The 16,194-nt window shown below is 33.9% G+C and carries 10 protein-coding genes; all 10 read left to right on the top strand.

Annotation, left to right across the window (positions count from 1 at the left end; genetic code table 11):
• Window positions 1–1,284 carry a 3-phosphoshikimate 1-carboxyvinyltransferase gene (aroA, locus tag J3U36_RS03215; protein WP_416379855.1) on the top strand — a complete coding sequence of 428 codons (1,284 nt, stop codon included), beginning with the start codon at window positions 1–3 and terminating at the stop codon, window positions 1,282–1,284.
• Window positions 1,285–1,965, top strand: a complete 681-nt coding sequence (gene cmk, locus J3U36_RS03210) for a (d)CMP kinase (protein WP_267352494.1) — start codon at window positions 1,285–1,287, stop codon at window positions 1,963–1,965. It abuts the gene before it with no gap.
• 111 nt (window positions 1,966–2,076) lie between these two features.
• Window positions 2,077–3,759, top strand: coding sequence for a 30S ribosomal protein S1 (gene rpsA / locus J3U36_RS03205; RefSeq protein ID WP_267352495.1), 1,683 nt, complete (start codon window positions 2,077–2,079; stop codon window positions 3,757–3,759).
• A gap of 98 nt (window positions 3,760–3,857) precedes the next feature.
• On the top strand, window positions 3,858–4,148 hold the full coding sequence (ihfB, locus tag J3U36_RS03200; RefSeq protein WP_065559335.1) for an integration host factor subunit beta: 291 nt from the start codon (window positions 3,858–3,860) through the stop codon (window positions 4,146–4,148).
• A gap of 384 nt (window positions 4,149–4,532) precedes the next feature.
• Window positions 4,533–6,770: a DNA internalization-related competence protein ComEC/Rec2 gene (locus tag J3U36_RS03195; protein WP_267380712.1), complete on the top strand. Its 2,238-nt coding sequence runs from the start codon at window positions 4,533–4,535 to the stop codon at window positions 6,768–6,770.
• Between the two features lie 586 nt (window positions 6,771–7,356).
• Window positions 7,357–8,793 carry a MotA/TolQ/ExbB proton channel family protein gene (locus J3U36_RS03190; protein WP_267380711.1) on the top strand — a complete coding sequence of 479 codons (1,437 nt, stop codon included), beginning with the start codon at window positions 7,357–7,359 and terminating at the stop codon, window positions 8,791–8,793.
• Between the two features lie 98 nt (window positions 8,794–8,891).
• Window positions 8,892–10,289 carry a TolC family protein gene (locus J3U36_RS03185; RefSeq protein ID WP_179855830.1) on the top strand — a complete coding sequence of 466 codons (1,398 nt, stop codon included), beginning with the start codon at window positions 8,892–8,894 and terminating at the stop codon, window positions 10,287–10,289.
• A gap of 19 nt (window positions 10,290–10,308) precedes the next feature.
• Window positions 10,309–10,869: a hypothetical protein gene (locus tag J3U36_RS03180; RefSeq protein ID WP_267352498.1), complete on the top strand. Its 561-nt coding sequence runs from the start codon at window positions 10,309–10,311 to the stop codon at window positions 10,867–10,869.
• 93 nt (window positions 10,870–10,962) lie between these two features.
• Window positions 10,963–12,261 (top strand): HlyD family type I secretion periplasmic adaptor subunit, encoded by a 1,299-nt coding sequence (locus J3U36_RS03175; protein WP_267352499.1) that lies wholly within the window; start codon window positions 10,963–10,965, stop codon window positions 12,259–12,261.
• Between the two features lie 27 nt (window positions 12,262–12,288).
• Window positions 12,289–16,176 carry a beta strand repeat-containing protein gene (locus tag J3U36_RS03170; protein ID WP_267380708.1) on the top strand — a complete coding sequence of 1,296 codons (3,888 nt, stop codon included), beginning with the start codon at window positions 12,289–12,291 and terminating at the stop codon, window positions 16,174–16,176.
• The last annotated feature ends 18 nt before the right edge of the window (window positions 16,177–16,194 follow it).

The raw sequence follows: 16,194 nt of genomic DNA, 5'->3' as shown, positions 1-16,194 counted from the left end.
ATCATGTTATCCCTAACATTACAACCGATAAAAAGATTTAATGGTACGATAAACTTACCGGGTTCAAAAAGTGTGTCTAATCGGGCGCTATTTTTGTCTGCATTGAGTCAAGGTAATACACGTTTAACAAATTTATTAGACAGCGATGATGTTCGTTATATGCTTGATGCTCTTAAAGCATTAGGTGTTACATATCAATTATCGAATGACCGCACGATTTGTGATATTGAGGGCATCGGCGGAAAACTAAATTCATCCCATGCATTAGAGCTTTTTTTAGGGAATGCCGGTACGGCGATGCGTCCTTTAACTGCGGCGCTATGTCTTGGTGAAAATAATATTGTGCTTACGGGCGAACCACGTATGAAAGAGCGCCCAATAGGGCATTTAGTTGATGCGCTTCGTCAAGGTGGGGCTAACATAGATTATCTTGAAAATGAAGGTTATCCACCACTGCATATTCATGGGGGCTTTATTGGCGGAAATATTCAGGTTGATGGCTCTGTTTCAAGTCAATTTTTAACGGCGCTATTAATGGCATCCCCACTTGCTGATAACGATACTGAAATTACTATTTTAGGGGATTTAGTCTCTAAACCGTATATTGATATCACGATCAAAATGATGGCGACATTTGGGGTGTCGGTCATCAATGATAATTATCAAAAATTTGTTATTAAAGCAAAGCAAACTTATTTATCACCGGGTACTTATTTGGTTGAAGGTGATGCTTCATCCGCTTCATATTTTTTAGCTGCAGCGGCGATTAAAGGGGGCACTGTTCGCGTCACAGGTGTTGGTAAAAAAAGCTTACAAGGTGATACCCAATTTGCCCATGTACTTGAAAATATGGGTGCTAAAGTAACGTGGGCTGATGATTATATCGAGTGTAGCCGAGGGGAACTTAACGGTATTGATATGGATATGAATCATATCCCTGATGCGGCGATGACAATAGCAACAACCGCTTTGTTTGCCAAAGGATCCACAACTATTCGTAATATCTATAACTGGCGAGTTAAAGAAACTGACCGCTTATCTGCTATGGCAACTGAATTGCGTAAAATAGGGGCAGAGGTTGAAGAAGGTAACGATTATATAACAATTATCCCCCCTAAATCTTTAACACATGCTGAAATAAAAACCTATAACGATCATCGTATGGCAATGTGTTTTTCATTAGTGGCATTATCCGATACGCCCGTGACTATATTAGATCCTAAATGTACAATGAAAACATTTCCTGACTATTTTGAACAATTTAAACGATTGAGTGAATACTAAATGAATACATTAGTTCCTGTTATTGCTGTCGATGGCCCTAGTGGTGTGGGGAAGGGCACGTTGTGTCAAGCGTTAGCTAATCATTTCAATTGGCATCTTTTAGACTCTGGCGCGATTTATCGTGTGCTTGCGTTGTCGGCGCTTAATCATCACATTGCGCTGAATGATGAACTACAATTAACTCAATTAGCATTAAATTTACCTTTAACTTTTGATACCCATCATGGCGAAGTCAAAGTACTATTAAATGGAGTTGATGTTTCTAAAGATATTCGTACTGAAGAGACTGGAGGCGCTGCTTCTAAAGTGGCTTCGCTAAATCAAGTTCGGGCAGCATTATTGCAACGACAAAGAGATTTCAGGCAATTGCCGGGGTTAATTGCGGATGGGCGAGACATGGGGACAGTTGTGTTTACTGATGCACCAGTAAAAATTTTTCTGGATGCCAGCCCGCACTCAAGAGCAGAAAGAAGAATGAAACAGTTGCAAGATAAGCAAAAACATGCTAAATTCGCCGAAATTTTGCAGGAGATAACTGCGCGTGATGAGCGAGATCGTAATCGAGCCGTTGCCCCATTAAAACCTGCAACAGATGCACTAATAATTGATACCACATCACTCTCTATTCAAGATGTATTTAATCAATCTATTACGTATATAAACGAAAAACTTGCGTTGTAAATTTATTTATAACGTGAACAAAGCTCCATTATAAGGACGAGTGGAGTATCATAAACAACCCCACAAGACATGATGTAATGTGGACGTTAATATTAATTTAAGTATATAAATATGACTGAATCTTTTGCTCAACTCTTTGAAGAGTCTTTAAATCAACTAGACACTCGTTCTGGTAACATGATCCGTGGTACTGTCGTTGCAATCGACAAAGATGTTGTTTTAGTTGATGCTGGTTTAAAATCTGAATCAGCAATTCCAGTAGAGCAGTTTAAAAATGCCCAAGGCGAATTAGAAGTTAAAGTTGGCGACGTTGTTGATGTCGTACTTGACTCAATTGAAGATGGCTTTGGTGAAACCATTCTATCTCGTGAAAAAGCTAAACGTCATGAAGCGTGGCTTACATTAGAAAAAGCAGTTGAAGATGCTGCAACAGTTTTAGGTGTTATCAATGGTAAAGTGAAAGGTGGCTTTACGGTTGATCTTAATGGCGTTCGTGCGTTCCTTCCTGGTTCGCTTGTTGATGTACGTCCATTACGCGATACTTCTCATATTGAAAATAGAGAAATCGAATTAAAAGTTATTAAATTAGATCAAAAACGTAACAACGTTGTTGTTTCTCGTCGTGCAGTAATTGAATCTGAAAATAGCGCAGAAAGAGAACAACTTCTTGAAAATCTTCAAGAAGGTTCTGAAGTTAAAGGTATCATCAAAAATCTTACTGATTACGGTGCATTCGTTGACCTTGGTGGCGTTGATGGTTTACTTCATATTACTGATATGGCATGGAAACGTGTTAAACACCCAAGTGAAGTGGTTGAAGTGGGTCAAGAATTACTTGTTAAAGTTCTTAAATTTGATAAAGACCGTTCACGTGTATCTCTTGGCTTAAAACAATTAGGCGAAGATCCATGGGTTTCAATTGCTAAACGTTACCCAGAAGGCACTAAAGTAACTGGTAAAGTAACTAACTTAACTGATTACGGTTGTTTCGTAGAAATTGAAACTGGCGTTGAAGGTTTAGTTCACGTTTCTGAAATGGATTGGACTAACAAAAACATTCACCCATCTAAAGTGGTTAGCTTAGGTGATGAAGTTGAAGTTATTGTTCTTGAAATTGATGAAGAACGTCGTCGTATTTCTCTTGGTCTTAAACAATGTAAACCTAACCCATGGTTACAATTTGCTGAATCACACAATAAAGGTGATAAAGTTAGCGGTAAGATCAAATCAATCACTGATTTCGGTATCTTCATCGGTTTAGATGGTGGTATTGACGGTTTAGTTCATCTTTCTGATATCTCTTGGAATATGCCAGGTGAAGAAGCAGTTAAAGCTTATAAGAAAGGTGATGATATTGAAGCAGTTGTATTACAAGTTGATGCAGAACGTGAGCGTATCTCTTTAGGTATTAAACAACTTGAAGATGATCCATTTAGTAGCTTTGCTTCAAACTTCAAAAAAGGTTCAATTGTTAAAGGTCATGTAACAGCTGTTGATGCTAAAGGCGCAACAATTGAAATCGCAGAAGGCATTGAAGGTTACTTAAAAGCTCAAGATATCGCACGTGAACGTATTGAAGATGCAACAACTGCATTAAAAGTTGGTGATGAAGTCGAGGCTAAGATTGTTAATATCGATCGTAAAACTCGCGCAATTTCATTATCTGTACGTGCTAAAGATGAAGCTGACGAAAAAGAAGCGCTTGCTGCTGTAAATAATACTTCAACTCAAGAAGAAGCATCATTTACTAATGCAATGGCTGAAGCATTCAAAGCTGCATCAAAAACCGAGTAAAAAATATTCAACTAAAAAGTAAAGAGGGCTTGCCCTCTTTTTCTTTTGTGGTATAAAATGAACAAATTATATATCACATACATAACTTAGGAGTGACCATGAACAGATCAGATTTAGTGGAAAAGATAGTCAACTGGCGGGCACACCTTCCTGTGCAACTTGTTGATGATGCTGTAAGAGATATTATTGAACAGATCGCTTTAGCTATGGAAAGCAACGATCGTGTAGAAATTCGAGGATTTGGTAGTTTCAGCTTAAATTATCGTGCACCACGTAAAGCGAGAAACCCAAGAACTGGTGGTAATGTTGAGGTGAAACATAAATACATTCCTCACTTTAAACCAGGTAAAGAATTACGTGAAAGAGTAAATAATGCCGCTAAAGCATAATATCTAAAATAGTATTTAGTTTAAAAGCCTTTGAGTTAACTCAAAGGCTTTTTTATTAATCCCTCAATTAATTTATTGATTAAACATTAAAAAGTTATTTAAAAATAATTAAAAAGTTTGATGACTATTTAAAGTAATTTTAGTCTTAACACCTATCAAAATACATTTATAAATGTTCTTATCATAATGATCGATTTTTAACAAATGCGAATTAAGATTGGAACCAAGATCGCAATATCTATAAAAAGTTTCTGAGCATAATTTGTTGACAGGTTATGCTAACTTATTGTTAATTCGATAGCCTAATTTGAGTCAATGCGGCAAATTTATTCACATGATTTACTTATAATTACATTTTCATTAGGCTGCTTGCCATTAATGTTTATGTCTAAATTACTTTCAGACATATTTTGGTATGCGACAGCTTTTGGCGTGTTGATTATTGTCATTGCGAGTAAATTTCTATTTAGAAAAACGTTGTTACTTATTAGTATATTTATGTTAAGTTTCTTATGGTCGACGGCATATTCTAAACAGTATTTAATCAATATCGATCCTTACATTGACAAAACACTCGTCGTCAAAGCAAAAGTCGAAAGTATCAATATCCGGCATCCATCTCAGCAAATGAATCCTTACTATCTGCAATGGACTATTCTTGAAAGTAATCACCAAGCATTATCAACTCCTATCCCAATTTCAATTTATTGGGATAATGTTAATGTACCTAAAATAGGTCAAATTTGGCAATTAACGATAAAAACGAAAGTAATTCATAGTTATTTAAATGAAGGAGGATTTGATAGTCAGCGTTTTGCTATAGCCAATCGGACATTATTATCTGCAAAAATCAATAATGCTAAATTATTAAAAGATAAAAATGATATTAGACAAACTATTGTTGATCATGCTTTGCCTTATATGTATTTGTTTCATTACCGTGGGATATTATTTGCATTGGCTTTTGGTGATCGCTCTCAACTTGATCATCATTATCGGCAAATTATGATGAATACCGGCGTTGCTCACTTAATGGCGATATCAGGTATGCATATTTTGTTGGTCTTTGGTATGTGTTACAGTCTCGTCAAATTAACGTTATTTTTTATTCCACAGCGATTCAATAATTTATATGTCCCAATCATAATCGGATGGTTATGCGCCTGTTTTTATGCTTGGTTAACAGGATTCAATCCTCCTGCTTTACGTGCAATAATGGCATTAGGGATATGGATTTATTTACGCTGTCAAAACCAACATATCAGCGCATGGCAGAAAATTAATCGAATAATAGCCTTATTATTATTAACCGATCCGTTGATGATTTTGTCTGAAAGTTTTTGGCTATCTTGTTATGCTGTTGTTAGCTTAATATTTTTATATCAATGGGTACCATTATCAAAAAAGATTCAAAATAACAAAACGTGTTACCTAGTTAAATTAATACATCTACAATTAGGTTTAACAGCGTTATTGTTACCAATACAATTATTTGTTTTTCAAGGTGTCAGTACTATGGCTCTTTTGGCAAATTTAATTGCGATTCCAATCATATCGTTACTGACTTTTCCATCAATCTTGATAGCACTCTGTTTTAGTTTTTTTGATTGTTTCTATTTAGCATTATGGTTTTGGTTTATTGCTGAACAGTCACTTGATTATTTATTTTACTGTCTGAAGCTGATTGATTTCCCTTGGTTTACTACTTCATCTGATTTTTATTTATTAAGTATTATTGGATGGCTGGCCATAATTACTCTTAAAACGGAATTTTGGCGTCGTCATACTATAACCCTCTGCATTTTACTCATGATAATAGTGAGTCCATTTTTTAAAAAACAGCATTATCTATGGCGAATGGATATGTTAGATGTCGGTCATGGTCTGGCAATTGTCATACATGATGGGAAATCCGCAATATTGTATGATACGGGGGCGCAGTGGCAAAATAGTTCTGCCGCAGAACGTATAATCATTCCATTTTTACAATGGCACAATTTAGATGTAAAGGGAATTATTATTAGCCATCAACACAATGATCATATTGGTGGACTTTCTCTACTTCAACAACATTATCCCAATGCATGGCTGATGAGTTCATCAGTAAAATTAAAAAATCACTATCACTGTTTATCAGAAAATCATCTGACATGGAATAATCTAAGTTTAACTGTATTATGGCCAACTCATCTAGCCGAATATGCGCAAAACGAAGATTCATGTGTAATACACATTACAGATGGTCAATTTTCAGTATTATTATCAGGTGACTTAGAAAAAAATCAAGAGTATCAATTGATTGAAAAATATCGAAATACACTTAAATCAACAATTTTGCAAATTCCTCATCATGGTAGTAACACGTCATCAAGTTATGCTTTTTTAAACGCTGTTAATCCTAGCGTGTCCCTTTTGTCGACTTCCCGTTATAATCCTTGGAAATTGCCTTCCAATAAAGTTATAGCACGTTACAAAGATCGACAATTAAATTTTTATACCACATCTAAATCAGGACAAATAAGTTTAGTTTTTTATCATCATAAATGGGAGTTGAAAACAATGAGGAATGAAATAAATCCGCGTTGGTATCATAATTGGTTTGGTCATTTGCCTGTATATTAACTAAATTTTCCTTTTGAAAAGGATAGATTAATTTCTCCAATCATCTTCTCAAAAAATCTAACACATAATATTTGTTAACGAGAATTCAACACAGTGACTTATTTGTTAATTTTCTGTAATAAAAGCAAGCTTATTTTACAAAATAAATTTTTATGCTCTTCTATAAAATTTCAGTAATAGCTTATTTGGCTAATGATATAATTAACTTGAGGATATTGAACTTACTTAAGTAAGTTATTTAAAATGATTCGCAATAATTATTCATGGAATTTTAGGGCGTTAATCGGCGTAAAAAATTGATCTAAAAGTTTCTAATTTATAGTTTAATAAAAGTGCAATATTCATTAAAGCTAATAAAGATAATGGTTTATTATAGTTTTTTTAGATGTTTTTATTTCTAAATAATATTTATTTGGAAATTTTTGAATAAAAAGGTTTCAATTTTTTTAATCAGTATTATAATAAGAATTCATCATATTTTCGTTAAGAAGATTGATGAATATTAATTTTTTATAAAAAATTGGAAAATAAATATAGTTATACTAAATTATGAATGTTTTTATAATTTAGTTTAAGGATGGATAAAGTGAAGTTGAATTCTGTTAAACGATCGATAAGATTTATATTATTGATCCTCTTTGTAATAGTAATAGCTTATGCATATTTTTTTGATGATCTTTTAGAAGCTATTAATCATAATAAAATTATCAATACCGCTATTATTTCAATGCAAGTTATTGGTGTAATTTATACTTTTATTGTTTCTGTTTCACTAATGAGCGGAATCAATAGCTGGAAAAAGTTTTTATCAGTAGCCTCAGAAAATCCCAATAATTTTGATAAATTAAATAACTTTCCTTTTAAAGGTGCAGTTAAAGGGTTAAGAGGGCGTGTATCTGATTTGGCACTTTCAGGTCCAGAAATCCGTAATTCTGTTCTAGACAAATTAAAAGATAGCTTTTCCCACCGTGTATCTGGCGCAGATTATTTATCAGGTTTATTAGTTGGTTTAGGGTTATTAGGTACGTTCATTGGATTAATCTTAACAATGGGCAGTATCCGTGAATCAATGGATATTGTTACTAATAATACCAGTGATATTTCAGCTTTACTTGGTGGTATTGCCGCACCTTTAGGTGGCATGTCAGCAGCATTTACTGCATCATTTCTTGGATTAATGGGTTCTTTAGTAATGGGCTTATTAGCGCATTTATTAGGCTCAATAGTTGATAATATCTATTTTTCAGTTGAAGATTGGGCTAAAACGAATGCTAATGATGTAGGCGTTTCTATATCAAGTGTAATTAATGGTTCTACTGAGTCTGCTCTTGCATCACCTTCGGACGTTAAATTGCAAACAACGAATTTAAATGCAGCTTTATTAGATTCATTTAATCAATTTCTTAATTATCAGAAAAAATTCGAAGATAATCAATTACAACAGATTGAAAGCACCAATAAATTATCTAATTATTTTGATAAGCTCATTCAACAGCAAGAGCAGAGTTTTGCCTCACAAAACCAAATATTCAATTCTATGCAATCTGTGTTGGGGCAAATACAAAGTGAGTTAGAAGGTGTCAATTCAATGCTTGCCTCTATTGATGGTCAACAACCTATTTTACGAAGTATTCAAGTCGAATTAGAAACAGCGAATAATGCGTTAAATGCAATTGATGAACATACGGTGAAAATTAATGAGGTTCAAAGTCAAACAATTGAAGTTATTGAAAATGTTTATACCTCAACAGATAGAAATCGTACTGCTCTAGTTGAAGCAATTGGTGGAATGAATGCGGATCGCATACAAATAGTTCAAACATTTAAAGAAGTAGCTGAAACACTGACATGTTTGCAATCTGAAATGGAAGGTGTTCGCCAACAGTTATTAACGATTGAATCCGTTGCTCGTATGAAAACAAGTGATTCCGAAGCAGTAGTACAAGTAGTGCGTCAACAAAATGAACTTTTGCAAGAATGTGTTAGTCAAATGACTACATTAAGAGCATCTGTTCAAAATTGAGTTAATACTTTGTGTAGCACAGTTAATTAACTCTATTTTATTAAAGATAAGATGGAGTTAATTATTTTTAAATAGTTATTTGTTATATGGATTATGTTGTGAAAAATAAAATTATCGTATTAAGTGTGCTTTCGTCCCTTATGATTGGTTGTACTGTTAAACATGAGCTACCAAATACCCAAAATACTTACGAAGCAAATGAAAATATTCTATTAGCTAATAAACAATTACCTAGTATATTGCAAAATGGTTTTGATATTGAATCAAGAGGATTATCTTTAGCAGAAGCCATAGAACTTGCTCAATATTACTCCTTGCGTACTGTTTCTGCGAACTCAAGATTAGAAGAAGCAGATGCAAGAATAGATGAAATGAAAGCAACATACTATCCTAAAGTTAATGTGTTAGCTAAAACTCGCGATAAAGCCTTCGATCGAATGAGCTCGATATCAAGGTCTAATGATGAATATGCTCAAGCTCAGGTCTCTTTTCAATATAACCTGCTTGATTTTGGTCGTACTCGTTATAGTGTAGATAGTGCAAAACAACTTCGTGAATCAGCTAAATATGTTGCTGATTATGAAAAAAATAAAGTTACGTTCAATGTAGTGAAAGCTTACTTTAATGTACGTCGTTACACTCAACAAAAAGATTACGCTCAAGATTATATAAAAGAAATGTCACAACTTGTAAATACTATTGGTGTACAAGTTACAGGAGGGCTTTCACCTCAGTCAGAATTAATCAGGGCACAATTAGCATTAACCAATGCACAAAATGCTTCTAAATCAATTGAACTTCAATTGAAAAAATCGATACAAGAGTTGAATTCTTTGTTGGGTCGTTCAGCGCCAACCCATCCTGTAAAATTGAAAGAAGTATTTATTACAAGTCAATTATATGACCAAATCTTGAATAATGTGTTGGAAAATAACCCTGATATTAAATCTTCTGAGGCTCAGTTAAACAGTGCTCGTTCAGAAATTGAGGTTGCAAAAAGTGCACGATATCCTTCAGTTGATGCTGTCGGATCGTATAGTAAACCTTTCCAACATCCAAGTGATAAAAATGGCAATTTCATCGGTGGTAAAGTGTCACTACAAGTTAGTATGCCTGTCTTAGATGGTGGTATTAATTCATCAAGAATCAGTCAAGCAGTAGCTCGATATAGTTATAGTATGGCTTCTTACAATCAACTGGTACGTGATATTAAAGAGGTTTCAAATAATTTGGTAGAAGATGCGCTTAACTCTACTGATACTTACCTAATACAATCGAAAGCCGAAGATGATGCAAGTAGAACTCGCAAATTATATATGGATGAATTCATTTTAGGTAAACGTAATCTAAACGATTTATTAACCGTAGAAACAGATTACTTTAGTGCGAAAGTAAGTCGATCATCAGCATTATATGATTATTATCTTTCTACACTCGGTTTATATTTACTTGCTGATAAGTTAGATGATGGAATGTTCAAACTTAGCTTAAAATAATGAAAAGAAAGGTATTTCTATGAAGTCAAATTCACATTTCTGGCCAGCATATGTTGATATGATGACAGTATTATTACTTGTATATCTTCTAATCACGTTACTTTTTCAAATATTAATGATTATTGCTCAACAAAATGTTGGGATTAAATTGCGTGAGCGTAATCAATTAGTGACTAATGTTTATAAGTATGATCAGGGTGTCAATCCAAATGAATTACGTTTGGATTTTCAGGGGCCTAAAAATCGAAATTTCTTAACAGAAGCAAATAAAGAAAAATTGATTCAATGGATTGATGCGAATAAAGACCAAATCGAAGAAAAAGGTGCTGTTATTTTTGCTACTTCGTCAGATGACGCACAAGTTGGTTTTTCTTTAAGTCTACAATATCAACGAAGTTTAGAAGTGTTTAGTATTTTACAATCTCGAAAAGTTTCCGTTCAAAAAGTAAAAATAGAAAATGCTTCTGTTAATAGGAGTGATATTGGATTTGTATCTATCCGTATATTACGTGATGATGAAGTCAATGTGGTTGAAAATCAGCCTTCAGAGATTCAAAGTCAAAGAATGATACAGAACTAAAATATAGGCGCAATAAATTACTAGAACAGGTAAATTAAAGTGGTCATCGCTGCCAACTGATACCAACAAATTAATGACAATATTTGAATCAAAATGAAAGATAGATTTAGAGAAAAATTTCAAGATGGAGTGGTAGTTTTAAAAAAACTAGCTAACTATATGCCAACAGGAATAGCAGGTAGAACACTACTTGTTATCGTTCTATTTCTAATTTGGATTTCATTATTTAAAGTTGATGTATTAGTTAAAGGTGTTGGTGTTATTCGTGTCGAAAGTCGAAATATCACTCTCCAACACCCTGAAGGTGGCGTTATTCAACAACTTTTGGTGCATGAAGGGCAGCATGTTACAAAAGGACAATTAATTGCGATTGTTGATAATAGCTATGTTAATGAAAGTTTTGCCAAAAATGAAATTGAACGCAAAGCTTTATTGGTCAGAATAGAACGACTTAATGCAGAATTAAGTAATGAAAAATTTGAACCTAAATTTACGGGTGAAAAATCATTAGATGAAATTATAACAAATGAATTGCATTTATTTGATTCAAGATCTGTAGCTTTACGGGCACAAAAACAAGTCATTAATGCTCAAGTAGAACAGAAGAAAGCGCAAATTTTAGAATTGGTCACTAAAATTGATGATCTTAGCAAACAAGCGGAGTTGGCTAAACAAGAAGTACAGCTTTACAAAAACATGGTAGCTAAGGGAGCAGCAGCACAAGGAGCTTTGCTTCAGAAAAAACTTGAAAATCAGCAAATACAAACCGCACTTAATGAGTCCAGATTAAGAGTACCACGATTAAATAGTGAACTTTCAGAATATGAAGCAAGATATGAACAGATTCAAGCTGACTTCATATCTGATGTTCAAAAACAACTAACTCAAGTTAATATCAATTTAAGCGATGTTGATAACTCGCGAACGCACAGTGAAGGACGACGAGAAAACTCAAAAATTGTCAGTCCTGCCGATGGCGTAGTTCAGCGTCTGTTTGTTGCTCATACAGGTGCAGTTATTCGAGCAGGGGGAGAAGTAGTTGAAATAGCACCTTCAGAAGTCCCTCTCATTGCTGAAGTAAAAGTAAGACCAGAAGATAGGGATCGTATTTGGGAAAAAATGGTTGCAAGATTGCATATCAGTGCTTTTGACGTTTCATATGCTAACACACTAGAGGGAAGAGTATCTGTTATCAGTGCAGATGCTGTTTCAGACGAAAATTTAGGTCGATATTACCTTGTTAGTATTGAAGTTCCTTCTGAGAAATATAATGTAACTATGTACCCAGGTATGAGTGTCGATGCATATTTGCTGACTGGAAAAAGGACATTACTGGAATACTTTTTAAAACCCTTATTGTCAAACAGTTCTCTTGTTTTTTCAGAACCTTAACTTATTTAGATGAATGGATATAAATAGATGTCACAATATAATGAATTACCAATGCCTGCATCATCAGAAACAGCTGTTGTTCCTGTTACCTATGCAGAAAACTATATACCCGTTAATTATAAAGATGTTGAATTATTAATTAATGGTACTGATTTGATTGTTCAGTCTGGTGATAAAAAATTAATATTACCATTAGCGGCTAAACTAGCATCATTAGACCCAAATATATTTACTTTTTCATTTAAAGATGGGGTTACAATCAATGCTAATGAGTTAATTTCCAAGTCTCAATCTATTAATACTGCGCCAAAGTTAACTGAAAATAATGAATCTGATGTTACTGAAAAAAATGAGATGAAGGGGCAAGATGAACATGAAGTTATCGAACCTGTCGCTAATGAATCTGTTGAAATTATCGTAGTCAATAATTTAGACAGTCAATTACAAAAAGATGAAGAGAGTATTGAAGATCTTGAAAAGTTTATTTCAAAAAATTCTTCATCAACTATCAGTGATAATGATAACAATATTTCAGAAAATATCCCGTATCCATCAACATCCGATACAGCCGAATCTTCAAAGGAAAAATTTATTGCAGAATCGCATGAAATTATCGATATCAATGATAATAATAACAATAACGAAGATAGCTCTGATGAAATCGATATTCCTTCAATAAAGTTATTACAAATCAAATCGGTTGTTAATAACTCAAGTAAAATTTGGATAGCGGGTACCGGTAATGACGAAGCAGCTGAATCAGAAAATTTTAATATCCAATATGAAAATATTCATATAGATCTATCGGGAGAAACAGAAAATTGGACAATTTACGCTAATGATGAAACGAAGCTACCTATTGGGCAAATAGGGCGCGTTATAGAAATTAATGATGCAACAAGTGTCGTTTCTGTTACTGGTCAACTCGGAAATATGAAAATCATTACAGCTGATTCGGCACTCGGTAAAGAATTTGGATTAGCTGCAAATCAATTTTTAATTATTTATCCTGAAGGAATAAAATCGTCTTTTAGTCTTGCTTTAAGCTATATTGATAATCAAGGCAATACAGTAAATGAACAGGCTAATTTTGATATTACCGATCACCCAGCAATTATTGTTGATAATACTGGGCATTTTCAACTTTCATCAACCAAAAATAATGTTGATATCACCGCTGGTAGTGGGGATGATACCATTTTTGCAGGCAATCAAAATGGACATTATGATGGAGGTGCTGGTACAAATACAGTTAATTATAGCCAACTTAAAGAATCACTGGTTATTGATTTAAATAATGGAAAAACTGACGCCAAAAATACCCACCATACATTAAAAAATATTCAAAATGTAATTGGAAGTAATAATGGCGATACCATAATTGGGCATAGCCAAGAAAATAATATACTCACTGGCGGTGATGGTAATGATACGATTATGAGTGGTGGGGGTAACAACATTATTGATGGCGGTAAAGGTATCAATACCATTGCCTTTGAAAATGTGACTAGCGGTGTTCACGTTGATTTATCTGCAAATAAAGTTATTAATAACGGTAATGGTGGCACGGACTCTGTTAAAAATATTCAAAATATCACCGGTAGTGATTTTGATGATATTTTAATAGGCGATGATCAAGACAACCTCATTGTCGGTGGTAAAGGTAATGATACTTTATCAGGTCGAGGTGGAAATAATACACTCGATGGTGGTGAGGGAATTAACACCGCTGACTATTCAGACGCTGAATCTGGAATTGAAGTGGATTTAACAAAAGATAATAACCAAGTTGAAGATAATGGATTCGGTGGAAAAGATACACTAATTAATATCCAAGCTATTGTTGGAAGTGATTATGATGATAAATTCATAACAGGTGTTGGCACTACCATTATTGATGGTGGCGCTGGTGATGATCACTTTAAAGTTGGTGGTAATGAAGCGAGCATCACATTTTTAAGTGGAAATAGTGGTAATAACACCTATGAAGCAGGAGCAGGATTTAACAATTATTTAGGGGGAACAGGTTTTGACACCCTTAGTTATGTAAATGCAGCTTATGGAATTAGCATTGATTTCAATAAAAGTATTGTTTATGACAATGGCTTTTCAGGCATTGATATTTTAAAGGATATTAATAAAGTCATTGGAACTAATTTTGATGATTATTTCGTTTTAGGTAATGGCGATCATTCAGTCGATGGGGGTCTTGGTAATAATACAATCATAGCAGGTTCTGGCAACAATAAAATTGATGGAGGAAGTCAAGGCGCAGGTTTCATTAATACTGTTGATTACAGTAATGCAACTTCAGGTCTGGAAATGGATTTAGTAACGGGTGATGTTGCTAAAAATGGCTTTGGTGGTCAAGATAACATAACAAACATTCAAAAAATTATAGCGACTGATTTTGATGATGTGATCTACAGTAGTGCTAACGATCTAAGTATTTTAGCTGGGGCTGGAAATGATACAGTTTACGGCAATTATGGTAATGATATTCTTGATGGTGGAGAAGGTGTAAACACATTAAGATATGATGCTCTCAGTGACGGTGTTACTATCAATATGAGTAACGGCACTGTTACTAAAACCTCTGGTACAGATAATTTTACCAATTTCAATACTTTTATTGGTTCAAAAGGCAGTGATGTTTTCATCGCTGCAGCAGGCAATCAAACAATTGATGGTAGCTCAGGTCACGATGCCATAGATTATAGTGGTATGTCTGGAAGAATGGTGGCTCATCTTGATACTAATCAGATTGATGATGATGTTAAAGATAGACATTTATTTCATCACACCGTAAAAAATATTGATGAAGTTAGATTTTCAAATGCTTCAGGTAATGTTGGTTATACTAAAACATCGGGTTCAACAAAGTTTGTCGGCGGTTCATTAAATGATACCTTCTATATTTTAGGCGGAAATAATGAAATTTTTGGTGGAAGCGGCACAGATATAATCAGCTATCGATACTCTACTACTGGAAAAGGTGTTGTAGTAGAACTCAATCAAAGTGGTACAGGTTATGCAACACAAAATAGCTATGGTGGTAAAGACCATATTGTGGATGTCGAAACCGTTCATGGTACCGAATTCAATGACTATATTAAATCTTTCGCTGAAATGAGAGGATTTTCTGGTAACGATACACTAGAAGGCGTTGGTAAAAATGCGTGGGTTGATTATGGCGATGCATCAAATGTGGATATCGATTTAGAGAAAGGTATTGCTGTAAAAAGTGGTGGGAAAACCACAGGTACAGATAAACTAATCAATATCAATAAAGTTGTAACTGGTTCGGGTGATAGTATTGTTCGAGGCAATGATAACGACAATGTTATAACCGGACGATTTGGAAACGATACATTTTACGCTTCTACAGGAAACGATAGTTACAACGGCGATCGCGGTAATGATACGTTAATTTATAATGAATTAAATAATACTAAAATTGAAGTTAATCTTAATACTAACACAATTGTCAAAACCCATGATAATGGTAATCAAGGTGTGGATAACTATAAAAGTATTGAAAACATCATTGGAACCAATGGTAATGATATATTCAAAATTACCTCATTAGCAGATTTAAATGGCTATCAATGTATTGACGGAGGTCAAGGATTTGATGTTGTTAAAAAATCTGGTCAAACAGATAATTTCTTTTTTGGAAGTTCAACTATTTTTAAACATATAGACAGTTTTGATTTCAAAGACAATAGCATGGATAGAATTTCCATTGATTTATCGACCTTTTTTGATGCTTTGGATACAGATTCAGTTGAGTTTGTTTTAGATAGTAATGACAGTTTAGCATTAATAAATTCTTCTTCTTGGTCACATAGTGTAAATGGTTCAAAAGAAATTTGGACAGATGGTACACATGAATTAATCGTTGACCGAGTATAAATAGAGATAAGAAGTGAG

Origin of the sequence: Gilliamella sp. B3817 (assembly GCF_026536705.1) — a bacterium.
Taxonomy (GTDB): domain Bacteria; phylum Pseudomonadota; class Gammaproteobacteria; order Enterobacterales; family Orbaceae; genus Gilliamella; species Gilliamella apicola_I.
The sequence above is the reverse complement of the archived record's forward strand: the minus strand, read 5'-3'. Positions and strand labels throughout refer to the sequence as shown.

Coding starts and splice junctions, on each gene's coding strand:
- J3U36_RS03195 (WP_267380712.1), top strand. CDS start 4,533: ATGTCTAAATTACTTTCAGACATATTTTGGTATGCGACAGCTTTTGGC.
- ihfB (WP_065559335.1), top strand. CDS start 3,858: ATGAACAGATCAGATTTAGTGGAAAAGATAGTCAACTGGCGGGCACAC.
- cmk (WP_267352494.1), top strand. CDS start 1,285: ATGAATACATTAGTTCCTGTTATTGCTGTCGATGGCCCTAGTGGTGTG.
- J3U36_RS03170 (WP_267380708.1), top strand. CDS start 12,289: ATGTCACAATATAATGAATTACCAATGCCTGCATCATCAGAAACAGCT.
- J3U36_RS03175 (WP_267352499.1), top strand. CDS start 10,963: ATGAAAGATAGATTTAGAGAAAAATTTCAAGATGGAGTGGTAGTTTTA.
- J3U36_RS03180 (WP_267352498.1), top strand. CDS start 10,309: ATGAAGTCAAATTCACATTTCTGGCCAGCATATGTTGATATGATGACA.
- rpsA (WP_267352495.1), top strand. CDS start 2,077: ATGACTGAATCTTTTGCTCAACTCTTTGAAGAGTCTTTAAATCAACTA.